This is a genomic window from Micromonospora sp. NPDC005806 (genome assembly GCF_042871425.1).
Classification (GTDB): domain Bacteria; phylum Actinomycetota; class Actinomycetes; order Mycobacteriales; family Micromonosporaceae; genus Micromonospora.
Genome location: NZ_JBIAIL010000004.1, coordinates 52,504 through 70,367 on the forward strand (window position 1 = coordinate 52,504; position 17,864 = coordinate 70,367).

At 72.9% G+C, this 17,864-nt stretch carries 15 protein-coding genes and 2 pseudogenes; 10 read left to right on the forward strand and 7 right to left on the reverse strand.

Going from position 1 to position 17,864, the window contains the following annotated elements; translation table 11 throughout:
- Window positions 1–48 precede the first annotated feature (48 nt).
- From ACFYOS_RS06605 to aceB, 4 genes are read right to left on the reverse strand one after another with little or no spacing between them, the layout of a single operon-like run.
- Entirely contained in the window at window positions 49–1,470 is a 1,422-nt protein-coding gene (locus ACFYOS_RS06605) for a (Fe-S)-binding protein (RefSeq protein ID WP_387136415.1), read from the reverse strand.
- On the reverse strand, window positions 1,470–2,729 hold the full coding sequence (locus ACFYOS_RS06610) for an FAD-binding oxidoreductase (protein ID WP_387136416.1): 1,260 nt from the start codon (window positions 2,727–2,729) through the stop codon (window positions 1,470–1,472). Before ACFYOS_RS06610 ends, ACFYOS_RS06605 begins: the two co-directional genes overlap by 1 nt.
- On the reverse strand, window positions 2,729–4,201 hold the full coding sequence (locus ACFYOS_RS06615) for an FAD-linked oxidase C-terminal domain-containing protein (protein WP_387136417.1): 1,473 nt from the start codon (window positions 4,199–4,201) through the stop codon (window positions 2,729–2,731). The genes ACFYOS_RS06610 and ACFYOS_RS06615 overlap by 1 nt, the downstream gene beginning before the upstream one ends.
- A 31-nt stretch (window positions 4,202–4,232) precedes the next feature.
- Window positions 4,233–5,816 (reverse strand): malate synthase A, encoded by a 1,584-nt coding sequence (gene aceB / locus ACFYOS_RS06620; protein ID WP_387136418.1) that lies wholly within the window; start codon window positions 5,814–5,816, stop codon window positions 4,233–4,235.
- 469 nt (window positions 5,817–6,285) lie between these two features.
- On the opposite strand from aceB, the gene ACFYOS_RS06625 reads away from it, so the two are divergent.
- The 8 genes and pseudogenes from ACFYOS_RS06625 (at window position 6,286) to ACFYOS_RS06660 (ending at window position 14,107) form a co-directional block, all read left to right on the forward strand.
- Window positions 6,286–6,789, forward strand: coding sequence for a hypothetical protein (locus ACFYOS_RS06625; RefSeq protein WP_387136419.1), 504 nt, complete (start codon window positions 6,286–6,288; stop codon window positions 6,787–6,789).
- 126 nt (window positions 6,790–6,915) lie between these two features.
- The gene (locus ACFYOS_RS06630; protein WP_387136420.1) at window positions 6,916–7,521 is read left to right on the forward strand and encodes a class F sortase; all 606 of its coding nucleotides are present in this window, start codon (window positions 6,916–6,918) and stop codon (window positions 7,519–7,521) included.
- Between the two features lie 127 nt (window positions 7,522–7,648).
- Window positions 7,649–8,761, forward strand: a complete 1,113-nt coding sequence (locus ACFYOS_RS06635) for a magnesium and cobalt transport protein CorA (RefSeq protein ID WP_387136421.1) — start codon at window positions 7,649–7,651, stop codon at window positions 8,759–8,761.
- Window positions 8,762–8,930: 169 nt separating this feature from the next.
- A pseudogene (locus ACFYOS_RS06640) lies at window positions 8,931–9,212 on the forward strand (transposase); the annotation flags it as partial.
- 213 nt (window positions 9,213–9,425) lie between these two features.
- Window positions 9,426–10,511, forward strand: a complete 1,086-nt coding sequence (locus ACFYOS_RS06645) for an IS110 family transposase (protein ID WP_387136422.1) — start codon at window positions 9,426–9,428, stop codon at window positions 10,509–10,511.
- 44 nt (window positions 10,512–10,555) lie between these two features.
- A pseudogene (locus tag ACFYOS_RS06650) lies at window positions 10,556–11,476 on the forward strand (IS3 family transposase); the annotation flags it as partial.
- 235 nt (window positions 11,477–11,711) lie between these two features.
- Window positions 11,712–12,485: an SGNH/GDSL hydrolase family protein gene (locus ACFYOS_RS06655; protein ID WP_387136766.1), complete on the forward strand. Its 774-nt coding sequence runs from the start codon at window positions 11,712–11,714 to the stop codon at window positions 12,483–12,485.
- Window positions 12,486–12,631: 146 nt separating this feature from the next.
- Window positions 12,632–14,107, forward strand: a complete 1,476-nt coding sequence (locus ACFYOS_RS06660; protein WP_387136423.1) for a PhoX family protein — start codon at window positions 12,632–12,634, stop codon at window positions 14,105–14,107.
- An 82-nt stretch (window positions 14,108–14,189) separates the two neighbouring features.
- On the opposite strand, the gene ACFYOS_RS06665 is transcribed toward ACFYOS_RS06660, so the two are convergent.
- Window positions 14,190–14,807, reverse strand: a complete 618-nt coding sequence (locus tag ACFYOS_RS06665) for a disulfide bond formation protein DsbA (protein ID WP_387136424.1) — start codon at window positions 14,805–14,807, stop codon at window positions 14,190–14,192.
- Window positions 14,808–15,066: 259 nt separating this feature from the next.
- Between ACFYOS_RS06665 and ACFYOS_RS06670 the strand changes: the two genes are divergently transcribed.
- Both ACFYOS_RS06670 and ACFYOS_RS06675 read left to right on the forward strand, forming a co-directional pair.
- Window positions 15,067–15,630, forward strand: coding sequence for a hypothetical protein (locus tag ACFYOS_RS06670; protein ID WP_387136425.1), 564 nt, complete (start codon window positions 15,067–15,069; stop codon window positions 15,628–15,630).
- 21 nt (window positions 15,631–15,651) lie between these two features.
- Window positions 15,652–16,068 (forward strand): YchJ family protein, encoded by a 417-nt coding sequence (locus tag ACFYOS_RS06675; protein WP_387136426.1) that lies wholly within the window; start codon window positions 15,652–15,654, stop codon window positions 16,066–16,068.
- Window positions 16,069–16,084: 16 nt separating this feature from the next.
- On the opposite strand, the gene ACFYOS_RS06680 is transcribed toward ACFYOS_RS06675, so the two are convergent.
- Complete coding sequence (locus ACFYOS_RS06680) at window positions 16,085–16,630, reverse strand: gluconokinase (RefSeq protein ID WP_387136427.1); 546 nt, start codon at window positions 16,628–16,630, stop codon at window positions 16,085–16,087.
- Complete coding sequence (gene manD / locus ACFYOS_RS06685; RefSeq protein WP_387136428.1) at window positions 16,620–17,849, reverse strand: D-mannonate dehydratase ManD; 1,230 nt, start codon at window positions 17,847–17,849, stop codon at window positions 16,620–16,622. The genes ACFYOS_RS06680 and manD overlap by 11 nt, the downstream gene beginning before the upstream one ends.
- Between the last annotated feature and the right edge of the window lie 15 nt (window positions 17,850–17,864).

Here is a 17,864-nt window from a genome sequence, read left to right on the forward strand (position 1 = left end):
GGGACGGGTGGAAGGCGTTAAGAGGGGACCCCTCCTCTACGGAATGCGTTAAGAAGGGGCCCTTCCTTGCAGCAACTCCTCGACGTCTCGGCGGTGGATCGAGGCGTCGAGGACCTGGGCGGTGTGAGCCAGCGCGATGTGGCCGCCGGCGCGGGTCACCGAGGCGGCGACCTGCATGAGGCAACCGGGGTTGGCGGTGACGAGCAGCCGCGCCCCGGTGGCCAGTACGGTGCGGGCCTTGCGGTCGCCGAGTTCGGCGGCCGGCCCGGGGTGGAGCACGTTCCAGATGCCCGCCGAGCCGCAGCACAGCTCCGGGTCGGCGATCTCCCGCAGCTCCAGTCCGGGGATGTCGCGCAGCAGCCGGCGGGGCTGGGTGCGGACGCCCTGGGCGTGGCCGAGGTGGCAGGCATCGTGGTAGGCGACCGTCACCGGCAGCGGGTGGCGGGGCGCGACCGGGCCCAACTCGTCGAGGATCTCGGACAGGTCGCGCACCCGGGCGGCGAAGTCGGCGGCGAGGGTGGCGTAGCGGGGGTCGTCGCCGAGCAGGTCGCCGTACTCCTTGAGGGTGGAACCGCAGCCGGCCGCGTTGACCACGAAGAAGTCGACACCGGCGGCGGCGAACGTGTCGAGCAACCGCCGGGCGAACCGGCGGGCCTCCTCGTCGCGTCCGTTGTGCACGCTCAACGCGCCGCAGCAGCCCTGCCGGTCGGGCAGGATCAGCACGTCGCAGCCCTCGGCGGCGAGCACCCGGGCGGTGGCGGCGTTGACCTCGGGGAAGAACGCGCCCTGCACGCAGCCGGTCAGCATGCCGACCACGGCCCGGCGGGTGCCGACGGCGGGCAGCCGGGTCGGCAGGCGGGGCGGCCGGCGCAGCGGCGGGGCGAGCGACTCCAGCGCCGCCAGGGTGGGCGCCAGCCGGGCCAGCAGCCCGGTGCGGCGGACCAGCCGACCCAGCCCGCTCGCCTGGTACGCGCGCAGCGGCCCGCGTAGCAACCGCAGCCGCTTCCGGTACGGGAAGAGGGCGAAGATCGCCGCGCGCAGCGCCCGGTCCCGCCGGCCCCGGGTGTGCCGGCGTTCCACCTGCTGCCGGGTGTCCCCGATGAGCCGGTCGTAGCGCACCCCGGAGGGGCAGGCGGTCACGCAGGACATGCAGCCGAGGCAGCGGTCGAAGTGGGTGGCCATCGAGTCGGTCAGCGGCTCGCCCTCCAGGCCCTCCTTCATCAGGTAGATCCGCCCGCGCGGCGAGTCCATCTCCTCGCCCCACAGCACGTACGTCGGACAGGTGGGCAGGCAGAAGCCGCAGTGCACGCAGTCGGCGATCAGTTCGGCCGCGGGCGGGTGGTGTGCGTCGAAGGCGGCCTCGCCGGGGGTGCGGGCGGCCGCGGCGAGCGCGTCGACGGGTCCGCTGGCCGGACGGGTGCCGCCGGGCGAGGTGATCGGGCTGCGCCCGGGCTGCTGGGGGACGGACATCAGATGCCTCCCACGAACCGGCCGGGCGCCAGCCGGGCGTCCGGATCGAAGCGCTGCTTGACCCGGCGCATCAGCGCCAGGCCGTCGACCGGTCCCCACACGTCGACCCGGTCGCGTACCGCGGGGGGCGCGGTGAGGACCACGGTGTGTCCGGCGACGGCGGTGGTCGCTGCCCGTACCGCGTCGACCAGGCCGGCGACCCGCTCCGGGTCGGCCGGGCCGGGCAGCCCGGCGTACAGGACGCCGACGCCGGCCGAGCCGCGCAGCGCCAGCGGCAGCCCGTAATGGTCGGCCACCGCGCGAACGCCGGCCAGCATTTGGGGTACGCCGGACAGCGCGCCGGTCAGCTTCAGCCCGGTGTCGCCGGCCTCCCACGGCAGCCGTCCCCAGCCGTCGGGCGGGTGGTCGGTGGCGGTGGCGTCACCACCGAGCAGCCGGCGGGCGGCGTCGGCCCGGGCGGCCACCCCGGCCGGGGTGCCCTCCACCAGCACGGTGACCGTGGCCGGCCCGCCGGGCGGGGCGGCCACCTCCAACGCGGTCGGCACGAGCTGCGCCGCGCGGACCGCGGCGGCGAGCCGGGCGGCCCCGGCGACGTCGTCGACCGACCGGGAGACGTACCCGACCGCCGCCGGGAGCGGGTGCAGCCGGAACGCGGCCTCGGTGACCAGCCCCAGCGTGCCGTACGCCCCGGCGACGAGCTTGGCCAGGTCGTAGCCGGCGACGTTCTTGACCACCTTGCCGCCGGCGTGCGCCACCACCCCGTCGGCGCGCACCAGGGTGACCCCGATGAGCAGGTCACGCGGGGTGCCGTAGAGCAGGCGACGGGGCCCGGCGGTGTTGGTGGCGACGGCCCCGCCGACGGTGCCGCCAGGCACCGGCGCGTCCAGGGCGAGCTGCTGGCCGGCGCCGGCCAGGGCGGCGGCGAGGTGGTCCAGTCGGGTGCCGGCCCGGACCACGGTGATCAGGTCCCCGGCGGCGTGCTCGACCACCCCGGCCAGGGCGGTGGTGTCGAGGATCAGGTCGAGGCGGCGGGGTGGGCTCGCCCAGTCCTGCTTCGTGCCGCCGCCCCGGACGGTCACGGCGAGGTCGAGGTCGGCGGCCGCGCGCAGCATGGCCGCGGCCTGGGCGGTGTCGGCGGGCGCGGCCACGTACCGGGCGGGCACCCCGGCGATGCTGTCCCGCTCCCCCGCCGCCCGGACCGGCTCGGCGTCGTCGGGGCAGGCCGCCCGGAGCCGGTCGAGGGTCCGATCCGCGGGCATCAGAAGACCTCCGCCAGCCCGGCCTCCTGCGCCGGGTGGACCCCCTTGCGCCGGCCGGGGACCTCCCCGCAGAGCCGGGGCGTCGGGAAGACCTTGCCCGGGTTGGCCAACCCGTCCGGGTCGAACGCGCAGCGCAGCAGGTGCATGGTGTCCAGGTCGTCGTCGGTGAACATCCGCGGCAGGTACTTCGCCTTGTCCATGCCGACGCCGTGCTCGCCGGTGATCGAGCCGCCGTGGCTGACGCAGAGGTCGAGGATCGCGCCGGAGACCTCCTCGGCGCGTTCGGCCTGTCCCTCGGCGGCGGCGTCGAAGAGGACCAGGGGGTGCAGGTTGCCGTCGCCGGCGTGGAAGACGTTGGCGACCCGGATGCCGCGCTCGGCGGAGAGTTCGCCGATGCGGCGCAGCACCTCCGGCAGCGCGGTCCGCGGGATCACCCCGTCCTGGACGATGTAGTCGGGGCTGATCCGGCCGACGGCGGCGAAGGCCGACTTGCGGCCCTTCCAGAACAGCGCCCGCTCGGCGTCGTCGGCGGCGATCCGGATCTCGAACGCCCGGTTCTCCCGGCAGAGCGCCTCCACCTGGGCGAACTGGGCGTCGACCTCCGGCGCCGGGCCGTCCAGCTCGACGATGAGCACCGCCCCGGCGCCGGCCGGGTAACCACAGTGCACGGCCGCCTCGGCCGCGGAGATGGCGAGCGCGTCCATCATCTCCACCGCGGCGGGCACCACCCCGGCCGCGATGATCGCCGAGGTGGCCGCGCCGGCCTGGTCGGTCGACTCGAACGCGGCGAGCAGGGTGCGTACCGCCTCGGGCAGCCGGGTCAGCCGGACGGTGACCTCGGTGGCGATGCCGAGGGTGCCCTCGGAGCCGACGAACGCGCCGAGCAGGTCGTAGCCGGGGGCGTCCGGGGCGCGGCCGCCGAGCCGTAGCCGCTCGCCGTCGGGGGTGACCACTTCGAGGCCGGTGACATGGTGGGTGGTGAAGCCGTACTTCAGGCAGTGCGCGCCGCCGGAGTTCTCCGCGACGTTGCCGCCGATCGAGCAGATCTGCTGGCTGGACGGGTCGGGCGCGTAGTAGTAGCCGTGCGGGTGGGCGGCGCGGCTGACCGCCAGGTTGATCACGCCGGGCTGCACCACCGCCCGCTCGTCGTCGGGGGCGATCTCCCGGATCTCCCGCATCCGCGAGGTGACGATGAGGACGCCGTCGGCGTGCGGCAGCGCCCCGCCGGAGAGCCCGGTGCCGGAGCCGCGGGCGACGAACGGCGCGCCGGCGGCCACGCAGGCGCGGACCACGGCGGCGCACTGTTCGGCGTCGTCGGGCAGGGCCGCGAGGGCCGGGACCACCTTGTACTGCGCGAGGCCGTCGCACTCGTAGGTGCGCAGCTGCTGCCGGTCGCTGATCACCCGGTCGGCGCCGATGGCGGCGCGCAGGGCGGCGGCGAGAGCCTCGATGTCCGTCGTGGTCGTGCTCATCGCCCACCTCCGCGTCGCGGTCGTTCGTCGGTCAGGGCATCCGTTCGTACGCCGGGACGGTGAGAAACTCGGCGAAGTCGTCGGCGACGGCGACCTCCATGAACAGCGCCCGGGCGTCGGCGTAGTCGCCCGCATCGCCGGGGAGCTTGCCGATCTCCTCGTCGGCGATCCGTTCGACCAGTTCGTGGGTGACCCGCGCGCCGGTGTCGTCGAGGGTGACGTCGTTGTGCAGCCACTGCCAGACCTGGCTGCGGGAGATCTCCGCGGTGGCGGCGTCCTCCATCAGATTGAAGATGGCCACCGCACCGGCGCCGCGCAGCCAGGCGGCCAGGTACTGCACGCCGACGCTGACCGCGTTGCGCAGCCCGGCCTCGGTCTGCCCGCCGGGGGTGGATCGCACGTCGAGCAGCTCCGCGGCGGTGACCCGGACGTCGTCGCGGGTGCGGTCGAGCTGGTTCGGCCGGTCGCCCAGGACGCGGTCGAAGACCTCCCGGCAGACCGGCACCAGGTCGGGGTGGGCCACCCAGGAGCCGTCGAAGCCGTCGCCGGCCTCGCGGGTCTTGTCGTCGCGGACCTTGGCCAGGGCGGTCTCGTTCACCTGCGGGTCGCGCCGGCTGGGGATGAAGGCGGCCATGCCGCCGATGGCGTGCGCGCCGCGCCGGTGGCAGGTCCGCACAAGCAGCTCGGTGTACGCCCGCATGAACGGCACGGCCATGGTGACGGCGCTCCGGTCGGGCAGCAGAAAGTCGGCGCCCCGGGTCCGGAACTTCTTGATCACGCTGAACATGTAGTCCCACCGGCCCGCGTTCAGCCCGGCGGAGTGTTCGCGCAGCTCGTAGAGGATCTCGTCCATCTCGAACGCGGCCGGGAAGGTCTCGATGAGCACGGTGGCGCGGATGGTGCCGCGCGGGATGCCGAGCCGGTCCTGGGCGTGCCGGAAGACGTCGTTCCACAGCCGCGCCTCGAGGTGGCTCTCCATCTTCGGCAGGTAGAAGTAGGGCCCGGCGCCCCGGTCGAGCTGCCGGCGGGCGCAGTGGAAGAAGTAGAGGCCGAAGTCGACCAGGCTGCCGGAGGCGCGCTCCCCGTCGACCAGGATGTGCTTCTCGGTGAGGTGCCAGCCGCGGGGCCGCACCACGATGGTGGCCAGTTCGCCGTCGTGCAGGGCGTACTGCTTGCCCTCCGGCGAGGTGAGGTCGAGCTTGCGGTCGATGGCGTCGCGCAGATTGAGCTGGCCGGCGATGACGTTCTCCCAGAGCGGGGTGTTGGCATCCTCCAGGTCGGCCAGCCACACCTTCGCGCCCGAGTTGAGCGCGTTGATGGTCATCTTCGCGTCGGTCGGGCCGGTGATCTCCACCCGGCGGTCGACCAGGCCCGGGGCCGGGTCGGCGACCCGCCACTCGGATTCGCGCACCTCCCGGGTCTCGGGCAGGAAGTCCAACATGGCCCCACCGGCCAGCTCGGCGTCACGGCGGTGCCGCCGCGCCAGCAGGTCCCGGCGGCGCGGGTCGAACGTGCGGTGCAGCTCGGCGAGGAAGGCCAGGGCGTCGGGGGTGAGGATCTCGTCGAACCGGGGGTGGGCGGCGCCGGTGACCTCGACGCCGGCTGGGTTGGTCATCCGCTCGCTCCTCACCCCGATATGTGTGGCGATCTATCCGGTGGTGCTCCTGCCGACTGTAATTCTCCCTGTTCACCACGCGAGCTGAGCGACGGCACAGCCGCCGGGAGTGGTCGGTCCAGTGCGGCGAGCGGTCCATCCCGGACGACGAGCGGCAGGGCGGGGTCGGCTCAGCTGCGGCCTTCGACGACGTTCGTGGGCGGAACCGGACAGATTTGCCGTTGCGGCGATGACCGGACGTTCCGGGCGCCGCGGGACGACCTTGTGGACCTCGATGCCCGTTGCTGGCCGGGCATGTCCGCACCTCTCCGCCCCCACCGGGAACCCGTGACGGCAACGAAGATTTCTCAATTACACCGAGTGACCACCTCAACCCTCCTAGTGTTGGCCACACCGGTGCTAGTCACGGAGTTGGCCACCCGAACGGCGTCCCACGCAGTCAGCGGACGAAAAGTGAGGGAAGACGCGGATGAAGGCAAAGACAGTACTCGGATCGGCGGCGGTCGGCCTGGGCCTCGGCGCCCTGCTGTTCCCGGCCGCCGCGCTCGCGGACACCACCGTCTCACCATCCACCACCCCGGTCGGCGGCACGGTCGTCCTCAAAACCACGGAGTGCAATCCGAAGGCGGGTGATGCGATCTTCCACGTCACCGGGCCCAACCGGGATGAGAACGTCCGGTCCACCACGGCTGCCGTCGGCGGCGGGCTGAGCGCCGAACTCTTCACCGCCGGGTTCACCCTCGGCACCTACACGGTCACCACCACCTGCGGCGACGGCAGCAACGGCGGCACCGCCACGTTCACCGTCATCCCGGTCGGCGCCACACCCGTCGGCGGCGCCCCGGCGGGCGGCGGCGGCAAGGACGGGGACACCGGCGTACTGGTCGCGGGCGGCGCGCTGGCCGCCGCGGCGGTCGCCGGCGGGGCGTACGTGATCGTGCGTCGCCGCCGGCGCGACACCACCCTCGCCTGACGGCGACGCCACACCATCCCTGAGCGGGGTGCCCGCACCGGCCCGACCGGTGCGGGCACCGCGTCCACGTCGGACGGAGGTGGAAACCTGTCGCAGCAGAACAGCCCCGCGCGCCGGTCGTCGCGGATGGTCGCGGCGGTCGCCGCAGTCATCCTGGCCGCCGCCGTCTCGGCCGGCCTGGTCGCCGCCGGTCTCGGCACCACCTCGGCGCGACCGCCACAGCCGGGGGCGTCGGTCGCCCCGACCACCGAACGCTCCGGCTCGCCCGGGCCGGTGCTCCCCCGGTCCGAACCGGCACGGATCGTCATCCCCCGCATCGGTGTCGACGCCGACATCGTCCCAGTCGCCACCGACGAGAACGGCGCGCTCGAGGTGCCGCCGCTGGACCACCCGGAGATCGCCGGCTGGTACCGCCGCGGACCCACCCCGGGCGAGGCGGGCAACGCGGTGGTGGTGGGGCACGTCGACTCGGAGGAAGGTCCGGCGGTCTTCTTCGAGCTGGGCCGGCTCCGCCCCGGCGACACCGTCCAGGTCACCCGGGCCGACGGCCGGGTCGCGACGTTCACCGTGGACGGCATCGGGGCGTACCCGAAGGAGCGCTTCCCCACCGCCCGGGTGTACGGCGGCGGCGCGGAATCCCGCATCCGCCTGATCACCTGCGGCGGCCGGTTCAACCCGCGTACCGGAAGCTACCCGGACAACATCGTCGTCTTCGCCACCGCCACCCGCTGACGCGGGCCGGACACCACCGACCCGGCCGCGCACCGTACGGTAGGCCGTCAGTTCCCGGCGGACGGCGGCTCCAGGTCGCGGCGCGGCACCAGACGCGCCGAGCTGGAGTTGCCGGAGGAGGTGCGCGGTGGACCGGTCGGCGGTACGGAGTCGGTGGCCCCGGCGTCTGCTCCCCGCCCTGCTCGCCCGCCTGCGCGGGCACAGCGAGGGCCCGCCGGTGCGCACTCCGCGCCGGTCCAATCCGGACGCGGTGGTGGACTGCGCGGTCTACGTCGCCGGCCGGCGCGAGCTGGGCCGGCCGCACTACGCCGACGCGTACGCGCGGGCCCGCCGCAACCGGCGGTCGTTCGTGTGGCTGGGGCTGCACGAGCCGGGCGCGGCAGTGATGGCCGCGGTCGGGCGCACCTTCGGGCTGGACGAGCTCAGCGTCGCGCAGGCCCTCACCGACGGGCACCGGCCCGCCGTGCAGCGGCACGGCGAGGTTACGCTGCTGGTGCTGCGGACGGCGAGCTACGTCGAGCACGCCGAGCTGACCGACACCTCCGAGGTGATCGACACCGGCGACGTGATGGTCTTCCTCGGCGACCGGTTCGCCATCACCGTGCGGCACGGCGCGGCCGGCGCCCTCGCCCCGGTCCGGGAGGACATCCAGCGCCGCCCCGGAGTGCTGGCCGAGGGGCCGTGGGCGGTCGGGTACGCGGTCTGCGCCCGGATGGTCGACCTCTACCTGGAGGTCGCCGGTCACGTGGAGAACGACCTGGAACGGGTCGAGGAGAGCGTCTTCGCCCGCGACCGCAAGGCCGACATCCAGCAGATCTATCAGCTCAAACGCGAGGTGGTGGAGTTCAAGCGGGCGGTACTGCCGTGGCAGGCTCCGCTGCGGGCGCTGCTGGAGCAGCGAACCGGCGGGCCGCCGCCGGCGCTGCACCGCTGGTTCGTCGACGTCGAGGGTCGGCTGACCCGGGCGGTGGACCGGATCGGCTCGTACGACGAGCTGCTCAACTCGATCCTGCAGTCCCGGCTGGCGCAGCTCGCCGTCGAGCAGAACAACGACATGCGAAAGATCGCCGCGTGGGCGGCGATCGCCGCCACCCAGACCGCGGTGGCCGGGATCTACGGCATGAACTTCGCCCACATGCCGGAGCTGGGCTGGCGGTACGGTTACGCGGGCGCACTGCTGCTGATGGCCCTGGCCGCGGTGACGCTGCACCGGCTGTTCCGCCGCTCCGGCTGGCTGTAGGCGGTGTCCCCGGCCCCCCGCGTGGTGGGCGGCGGCTCGTAGGCTCACCGATTTGATTAAAGATCAGCAGTGATCATAGCTTGATCGTGTGGGACTTCTTCGGCGTTCAGGGGCCGCGTTGAACCGCCCCGGGGCTGGTAGAGACCTCTTTGCTTGAGAGGATCTGACCATGCCGAAGCAGTACCCGAGAGACCTGCGCGAGCGGGCGGTGCGTCTGGTGCTGGAGCACAAGGGCGACTACGCGACCGAGTGGGAAGCGATCGGATCGATCGCCACCAAGCTGGGGATCGGGTCGGCTGAGACGCTGCGCAAGTGGGTCCGGCAGGCCGAGGTCGACGCTGGCCAGCGCGCCGGAGTCAGCAGCGAGGAGTCGGCGGAGTTGCGCCGGTTGAAGCGGGAGAACGCGGAGCTGCGGCGGGCGAATGAGATCTTGAAGGCCGCGTCGGCTTTCTTTGCGTTCATGCCAGCCTGATCGTGGTACGGCGGGGTTCGCTCGTTTCTTTGCTGCCCCGGCCATCGGCTGGTGGCTTTTCGTTGATGTGCGGCCCCGCCGGATCCTGCACCGGGCGGCGGTGTGGCTTGATAGGTGCGTGCCGATGCTCGATGAAGGCGTGCCCCCGCTGCCCGGCTGGAGGTTTTAGCTGGTCGAGGCGAGGGAGACGGCATGGTTGTGATCGGGGTCGACGCGCATAAGCGCAGCCACACGCTGGTGGCGGCGGACGAGTTGGGTCGCAAGCTGGGCGAACGGACGGTCGGAACGACCAGCGACGGGCATTTGCAGGCGGTGCAGTGGGCCGCGCAATGGCCGCAGGTCCGCTTCGCGCTGGAGGACTGTCGGCACCTGACCCGCCGTTTGGAAGGCGATTTGCTGCGCGCCGGGCACCAGGTGGTGCGGGTGCCGACCCGGCTGATGGCCGCGGCGCGTCGGGGTTCGCGGCAAGCGGGCAAGTCCGATCCGATTGACGCCCTCGCGGTGGCGCACGCGGCGCTGCGGGAACCGGACCTGCCGGTGGCGCAGCTGGACGGCCCGGCCCGGCAGGTGAAGCTCCTGTCTGATCACCGCCGGGATCTGGTCGTGGAGCGGACCAAGTTGGTCAACCGGCTGCGGTGGCATCTGCACGAACTCGACCCGGGGCTGCAGATCCCGTCTCGAGGTCTGCGCCGCTACTGCGTCATCGACGAACTCACCGACCGGCTCGCCGGAGCCGAGGGCACCGTGGCTCGGATCGCCCGGGACCTCCTCGTGCGGTGTCGGGAGCTGACCGTGCAGATCAACAGCCTGGAGCGGGAACTACGCGACCTGGTCCGCGTCCTGGCGCCGAGCCTGCTCGCCGTTCCCGGCTGCGGTGTCCTCGGTGCGGCGATGATCCTGGGCGAGACCGCCGGCGCGGCCCGCTTCCGTTCCAGGCACGCCTACGCCCGGTTCAACGGCACCGCCCCGATCCCGGTCTGGTCAGGCAACACGGTGCGGGTGCGGCTCAACCGTGGCGGCAACCGTGTCGTCAACACCGCCCTGCACATGATCGCAGTCACGCAGGCCCGCGGCGTCGGCCCTGGTAAGGACTACGTCGACAAGCAGCTCGCCGCTGGCAAGACGCGCACCGAGGCGCTGCGGCTGCTGCGCCGCCGATTGTCCGACCGGGTCTTCACCGCCCTCATCGTCGATGAACGCCGCGCACCCCAGCCCGCCGGCGCCGCCGCAACATTGCCGTCGACCACGCCGAGAACCCTGATGGCGGTGGCGGCTTGACATAGGAGCATCGCCGAGCTCGACCGGCCACAGCATCGCTCGTAGCGTTCATCGACGCTTACCGGGAGCAGTTCGGCGGGGTCGAGCCGATTTGCCGTGTCCTGACCGGTCACGGCATGAAGATCGCCGCCAGCACCTACTACAAGGCCAAGACCATGCCGCCGTCGGCACGGGCCGTCCGCGACGCCGAGGCCCTGGCGCAGATCCGGCGGGTGCATCAGGCCAACTACGGCGTCTACGGAGCCCGCAAGATCTGGGCAGCGTTGCGCCGCGACGGCCACCGGGTGGCCCGGTGCACGGTCGAGCGGCTCATGCGCGAGGCCGGCCTGGCCGGCGTGGTGCGGGGCCGCAAGATCCGCACCACCATCGCCGACCCGCGAGCCGATCGAGCGGCGGATTTGGTGCAACGCGACTTCACCGCGGCCGCGCCGAACCGCTGCTGGGTCGCGGACTTCACCCACGTGGCCACGTTCGCCGGCGTGGTCTACGTGGCGTTCGTCGTTGACGTCTACTCCCGGGCGATCGTCGGCTGGTCCGCGGCCACCACCAAACACACGACCCTCGTCCTGGACGCCCTCGACATGGGCCTGTGGCGCCGAGACCGCGACGGCCGCCCGGTCGCGGCGGGCCTGATCCACCACTCGGATGCCGGATCGCAGTACACGTCGTTCCGGTTCACCAGCCATCTCGTCGCTGCCGGCATCGACGCCTCGATCGGCACCGTCGGCGATGCCCTCGACAACGCCCTGATGGAATCCACCATCGGCCTGTACAAGACCGAGCTGATCAAGCCCGGCCGGCCGTGGCGCAGCCTCGCCCAGGTCGAGCTGGCCACCGCCGAATGGGTCGACTGGTACAACCACCACCGGCTGCACTCCGCCCTGGGCTACCTGCCACCAGCCGAGTACGAATCGATGTTCTACGCTCACCACCACCCCGACCAGCAAGCCCTGGTCACAGTCTGAGGACTCCACCAGACCCGGGGCGGTTCACGGACCGGATGAGGCTGCCCCGCGCAGCCCACCGGCACCAGAGCGTGACCACGATCAGCACACCCACCACCGGCCACCAGCCACGAGGAGCAGCACTGGGCGCAGGATTCCACTTCCACGCCCACGCATCCCCGCCACGGTGGGCAACGATCCCGGAACTCAATCCGACTCAGGATCCCGAAGCTGATCAGGGACGCTGGCACTCGTGATGTGGCGGCGGTATGTGGCGATCGGCGACAGCACCACGGAGGGGCTGGACGACCCGGACGGGACCGGCGGCTATCGCGGCTGGGCGGACCGGTTCGCCCTGGCTGTGGCGCGGGCGCAGGGCGGCCTGGAGTACGCCAACCTGGCCATCCGGGGCCGGACCACCGGACGGATCCGGGCCGAGCAGCTGCCGGTGGCCTTGGAGCTGGCCCCCGACCTGGCGACCGTGGTGGCCGGGATGAACGACGTGCTCCGGCCGTCGTTCGACGCCGACCGGGTGGCCGAGGACGTGGGTGCGATGCAGCGGGCCCTGGTCGGTCAGGGCGCAACGGTGCTCACCTTCACGCTGCCCGACCCGGCGCCGGTGATGCCGCTGGCCCGGCCGTTGCGCGGCCGGATGCTGGCGTTCAACGCGGCGGTCCGGGCGGTCACCACCGAGACCGGGGCCACCCTGCTGGACCTCGGCGCGCACCCAGTCGCCTCGGACCCGCGACTGTGGAGCGACGACCGGCTGCACGCCAACACCGCCGGCCACGAGCGGATCGCCGCCGCGCTCGCGTACACCGCCGGCCTGCCCGGCTACGACGAGTCGTGGTCACACCCGCTGCCGCCGCCCGCCCGGCGGCCCCGCCACGAGGTGGTCCGCGCCGAGCTGGCCTGGACCCGCCGGCACCTGCTGCCCTGGCTGGCGCGGCACCTGCGCGGCCGCTCCTCCGGCGACGACCGGGTGGCGAAGCGTCCGGTGCCGCTGCCGGTCGAGCTGCCGTCGGCCTGAGCCGCCGGACGACGCAGAGCCGAGCTACTGAACCGGGCCGGCGACCTTGCCTGAAGGTTGCCATGCGGTAAACAACTGACGAGGATCACTCGGAGGATCGGTCCCCTGCCTCGACGAACGGGGACCTGAGACAAAGGAGTCCCCCGATGCCTGATCTCCACCGGCGCACCCTGCTGCGCGGCGCCGCCGCCGCGGCCGGCGGCGCCGTCCTCGGCGGCCCGTTCATCGGGTTCGTGGCGCGTGGCGAGGCCGGCGCGGTCGGCCGGCGTCCGGCACCCGACCCGACCCTCGGGCCGGTGCCGGACCTGCGCGACGGCAAGGTCCGCCTGCACCTGCCCGAGGGCTTCCAGTACCGCTCGTTCCACGACACCGAGTTTCCCGTGCTGCTGGACGACGGCACGCGGCTGCCCGGCCGGCACGACGGCATGGGCGCCTTCCGGGGCCCCGACGGCACCATCCGGCTGGTCCGCAACCACGAGGTGAACAACCCCGGCCCCGCCTTCGGCGACGCCTCCGCGGCGTACGACCCGATGGCGCAGGGCGGCACCACCACGGTCGAGGTCACCCGCCTTGGCGAGGTCCGGCGCGCCTGGACCAGCCTGAACGGCACCATGATGAACTGCTCCGGCGGCCGGATGCCGTGGGGCAGCTGGATCACCTGCGAGGAGACGGTCAACGGGCCCGACGTGGGCCCGGACTTCACCGGCACTTCCAACGTGCCGCTCACCCAGCCGCACGGCTTCATCTACGAGGTACCCGCGGACGGACAGTCGGACCGAGCGCCCATCACCGCCGCCGGCCGGTTCGCGCACGAGTCGGTGGCCTACGACCCGCGCGGTGGGCACCTGTACCTCACCGAGGACAACTTCGGCTTCCCGTCCGGCTTCTACCGGTACACGCCCCCGGCGGACCCGATGAGCTCCGGCCGGCTGGCCGACGGGGGCCGGCTGCAGATGCTCGCGGTGCGCGGTCGCCCCAATCTGGACCTGGCCGCGGCGCAGCGGCCGCACGCGACGTACCCGGTGGAGTGGGTGGACATCGACGACCCGGCGCCGCGGTTCCCGTACACCCCGGGCCAGGTCGCGCCGACGACCAACGACCAGGCGCTGACGCATGTCTCGCGGCAGGGCTGGGACCGGGGGGCCGCCTTCTTCTCCCGCCTGGAGGGGTCGGCGTACGACGACGGCGTCGTGTACTTCACCGCCACTCAGGGCGGTGGCCCCGGAGAGACGTCAACCGGCCCCGTCGCCGACGGGTACGGCAACGGGCACGGCCAGGTGTGGGCGTACGACTGCCGGGCGAAGGTGCTGCGGTTGGTGTTCGAGTCGCCCGGGCCGGATGTGCTCGATTTCCCGGACAACGTGACCACCAGCCTGCGCGGCACGCTGGTGGTCTGCGAGGACAATGTGAACGACAACTACCTGCGCGGGCTCACCCCCCGCGGCGAGCTGTTCGACATCGCGTTGAACCGGTTGGTCAGCAGCACCGGAGCGGACCGGTCCAACGACGAGTTCGCCGGCTCCACCTTCAGCCCGGACGGGCACACCCTGTTCGTGAACATCCAGGCGAGCCGGGGTATGACGTTCGCGATCTGGGGTGACTGGTCCTGGATCGGGGTCTGAGGCAGCGGTCGCGGCGGGCGGGGTGTCACGTCCGCCGCCGACCGCCACCCGCCGCCCACCACCAACGCAGCCCGGATCGGGCTCAGCGCTCGATGGGCGGGCGCGTACGCGCCCGCTTCAGCTCGAAGAACCCGTCGGTGCCGGAGACCAGCAGCACCCCGTCCCAGAGCCGGCCCGCGTCCTCGTCGCGCGGGATCGGCGCCAGCACCGGCCCGAAGAACGCGTTCACCCGCCCGTCGGCGTCCGTGACGTGGATGGTCGGCGTGCCGAGGTCCTCGCCGACCGGGGTCAGCCCGGCGTGATGGCTGGCCAGCAGGGCCTCGTCGTGGTCGGTGGTGTCGGCGGCGTCGGCCAGTTCGACCGGGAGGCCGAGCTCGGTCAGCGCCGCTGCGTACAGCTCCCGGCCGATCGGCGTCCGCTCGTGGTGGATCCGCTCGCCCAGCGCGGTGTAGAGGTCGCGCAGCACCTCAGGGCCGTACTTCTGTTCGGCCGCCACGCAGACCCGGACCGGTCCCAGGCCCGGCTTCAGCCACTCCCGGTACCACTCCTCCAGCCCCTCGCGCCCCTCGTTGAGCACGAACAGGCTCATCACGTGGAAGCGGACCCGCACATCACGGACCCGTTCCACCTCCAGGAGCCAGCGGGAGGCGTTCCAGGCCCACGGGCAGCGTGGGTCGAACCACATGTCGGCAGTGGTCATCGTCGTCTCGGTCCCTTCGCGGGTATCGGTTGCCGAGTCGACGGTAGGGCGGCAAGCGGCCCATCAGCAGAGCCGATCCACGTGCTCGCGATTGGGCCAATCAGCGACCTCAGGCCAGCTTCAGCAGCCCGCCGCGTTCCCGCGCCGGGTTTGACCACCGGCGCGGCGGGAAGACACGCGCGCTGCGCGGGCTGATCGGCCCGACGTCGCCGGACGACGCCCACCGCCCGTCCGGCCGCGGCGGACGCGAGGAGGAGCGATGGCCCAGGCGGCCACCAGACCGAGAAGCGCCAGGAAAGCCACCGGGGCGCGCAAGGCCCCGATGCCGAACAAGGTCGCCGCGAAGAAGGTCGCCACCGCCACCAAGCGGGCGACCGGGATGACGGCGGCCAAGACCCCGGGCGGGAAGCCGACCCCGACCACCACCCGGGTCGCGAAGAAGACGGAGACCGCGGCCACCACCGCCACGCCCACCCGCCGGCCGACCGCGAAGGCGGCCGCCGCGAAGAAGGCCCCGGCCACCAAGGCGGCGGCGAAGAAGGCCCCCGCGACCAGGGCGGCCGCCAAGAAGGCCCCCGCCAAGAAGGCCACGGCGAAGAAGGCGCCCGCCACGAAGGTCATGGCGAAGAAGGCGGCGGTGAAGAAGGGTACGGCCAGGAAGACCACCGCCAAGCAGGCCGCGGCCACCGCGAAGGCCCGCACCGTCGCCGCGACCCGGACGCCGGCGAAGAAGGCGACGACGATGGAGTCGTCCGCCCGGCGGAATACGGCCCGCCGGCCCAGCCGCGGGCCGATTCGCGGAGCCGCCCGCTCACCCCGCTGACCGCTCGACGAGAATGACCGGGTGGCGAAACGCGGTGCCCGCCGGAGCGCGGCCGAGGAGAACCGGGCCTGCCTCTGCGGCAGCGGCCTGCCGTACGCGGACTGCTGCGGGCCGGTCCACCGAGGCGCGTCGACCGCGGCGACCGCCGAGGCGCTGATGCGCTCCCGGTACAGCGCCTTCGCCGTCGGGGACGCCGACTACCTGCTGCGCAGCTGGCACTCCGCGACCCGGCCGGCGCGGCTGCGGCTGGACCCGGCGACCCGGTGGACCCGCCTGGAGATCCTCGGCGCAGACCGGGGCGGCCTGTTCGACACCACCGGCACGGTCGCGTTCCGCGCCCACTACCGGGAGGCCGGCCGCCCCGGGACCCTGGAGGAGCGCAGCCGCTTCGTCCGGGAGGACGGCCGGTGGGTCTACCTGGACGCCCTCCCCGACTGACGGCCGGGCCGGGCGGTCAGCGGCCAGCGACCGCCGCGCGCAGCGGCAGGCCGAGCCGGTCGACCGCCGTGGCGGCCAGCTCGTCCGGCGGCGCCACCACCTCCAGCACCACCCCGGACTCGTCCGGGTCCAGCTGCTCCAGAGTGGCGCGCTGCGAGTCGAGGAGGCTGGCCGGCATGTAGTGCCCAGCCCGGCGGTCCAGCCTCTCCCGGATGAGCTCCGCCGCCCCGTCCAGGTGGAGGAACTCCACGTCCGGCGGCCCCTGCCGCAGCACGTCCCGGTAGGAGCGCTTCAGGGCCGAGCAGGCCAGCACCGTGGACACCCCCTCGGCGTGCCGGGCGGCCATCCAGGCGGCCAGGTCGCGCAGCCACGGCCAGCGGGCCGCGTCGTCCAGCGGGATGCCGGCGCGCATCTGGGCCACGTTGGCCGCCGGGTGGAACTCATCGGCCTCGGCGAACCGCAGCCCGGTCAGCTCGCTGATCCTCCGGGCCACCGTCGTCTTGCCCACCCCGGACACACCCATCACCACGACGTGCCGGGTGGGCTGGCGGTCACCAGTCATGAACAGTGCCGTCCTTGAGCCGGTTGTACGGCAGGTACGCCGGCTGGTACGGGTACCGGGCGGCGGCCTCCTCGTCGAGTTCCACGCCGAGGCCGGGCTGCTCCCCCGGGTGCAGGTAGCCGTCGGTGAAGCTGAACGATTGGCGGAACACCTCGTTGGTGAGCGGGCCGTGCTGCATGTACTCCTGGATGCCGAAGTTGTGGATGGCCAGATCCAGGTGCAGCGCGGCGGCCATGCCGACCGGCGAGATGTCGGTGGGGCCGTGGATGCCGGACTTGATCTGGTACTGGGCGGCGAAGTCGAGGAGCTTGCGCATCGCGGTGATCCCGCCGGTGTGGGTGACGGCGGACCGGACGTAGTCGATCAGCTGTTCCCGGATCAGGGTCTGGTAGTCCCAGACGGTGTTGAAGATCTCGCCGATGGCCAGCGGGGTGGTGGTGTGCTGACGGACCAGCCGCAGCGCCTCCTGGTTCTCGGCCGGGGTGCAGTCCTCCAGCCAGAACAGGTCGTACGGTTCGAGCGCCTTGCCGAGCTTGGCGGCCTGGATCGGGGTCATCCGGTGGTGCCCGTCGTGCAGCAGCGGCAGCTCGGGGCCGAACTCGTTGCGCACGGCCTCGAAGACGCCGGGCAGGTGGCGCAGGTACGCGCGGGTGTCCCAGTCCTCCTCGGCGGGCAGCGCGGTGCGCTGCGCGGGCTCGTAGTCGTAGCGCTTGCCGTCGAGGCTCGGCTGGGCGGCCACGCCGTAAACGGCGTTGATGCCGGGCACCGAGGTCTGCACGCGGATGGACCGGAAGCCCAGCTCCAGGTGGTGGCGGATGGAGTCGAACAGCTCGGGCAGGTCCCGCCCGGAGGCGTGCCCGTACGCCATGATCCTGGTCCGGGACGCCCCGCCGAGCAGCTGGTATAGCGGCATCCCGGCGGCCTTGGCCTTGATGTCCCAGAGCGCGACGTCCACGGCGGCGATGGCGGCCATTGTGACCGGCCCCCGGCGCCAGTACGCCGACCGGTAGAGGAACTGCCAGGTGTCCTCGATCTGGTGCGGGTCCCGCCCGATCAGCAGGGGGACGACGTGGTCGGCCAGGTACGACGCGACCGACAGCTCTCGCCCGTTGAGGGTGCCGTCCCCCAGCCCGGTGAGCCCCTCGTCGGTGGTGATCTTGAGGGTGACGAAGTTCCGGTCGGGGCTGGAGACGATGACGTCCGCTGCGACGATCTTCATACCGATGCCTTTCTC

Bases quoted from the DNA above. Each gene is read 5' to 3' on its own strand.
- ACFYOS_RS06665 (WP_387136424.1), bottom strand. From the start codon at position 14,807: ATGACCACTGCCGACATGTGGTTCGACCCACGCTGCCCGTGGGCCTGG.
- ACFYOS_RS06630 (WP_387136420.1), top strand. From the start codon at position 6,916: ATGGTCGCGGCGGTCGCCGCAGTCATCCTGGCCGCCGCCGTCTCGGCC.
- aceB (WP_387136418.1), bottom strand. From the start codon at position 5,816: ATGACCAACCCAGCCGGCGTCGAGGTCACCGGCGCCGCCCACCCCCGG.
- ACFYOS_RS06645 (WP_387136422.1), top strand. From the start codon at position 9,426: ATGGTTGTGATCGGGGTCGACGCGCATAAGCGCAGCCACACGCTGGTG.
- manD (WP_387136428.1), bottom strand. From the start codon at position 17,849: ATGAAGATCGTCGCAGCGGACGTCATCGTCTCCAGCCCCGACCGGAAC.
- ACFYOS_RS06680 (WP_387136427.1), bottom strand. From the start codon at position 16,630: ATGACTGGTGACCGCCAGCCCACCCGGCACGTCGTGGTGATGGGTGTG.
- ACFYOS_RS06670 (WP_387136425.1), top strand. From the start codon at position 15,067: ATGGCCCAGGCGGCCACCAGACCGAGAAGCGCCAGGAAAGCCACCGGG.
- ACFYOS_RS06605 (WP_387136415.1), bottom strand. From the start codon at position 1,470: ATGTCCGTCCCCCAGCAGCCCGGGCGCAGCCCGATCACCTCGCCCGGC.
- ACFYOS_RS06615 (WP_387136417.1), bottom strand. From the start codon at position 4,201: ATGAGCACGACCACGACGGACATCGAGGCTCTCGCCGCCGCCCTGCGC.
- ACFYOS_RS06625 (WP_387136419.1), top strand. From the start codon at position 6,286: ATGAAGGCAAAGACAGTACTCGGATCGGCGGCGGTCGGCCTGGGCCTC.
- ACFYOS_RS06610 (WP_387136416.1), bottom strand. From the start codon at position 2,729: ATGCCCGCGGATCGGACCCTCGACCGGCTCCGGGCGGCCTGCCCCGAC.
- ACFYOS_RS06655 (WP_387136766.1), top strand. From the start codon at position 11,712: ATGTGGCGGCGGTATGTGGCGATCGGCGACAGCACCACGGAGGGGCTG.
- ACFYOS_RS06660 (WP_387136423.1), top strand. From the start codon at position 12,632: ATGCCTGATCTCCACCGGCGCACCCTGCTGCGCGGCGCCGCCGCCGCG.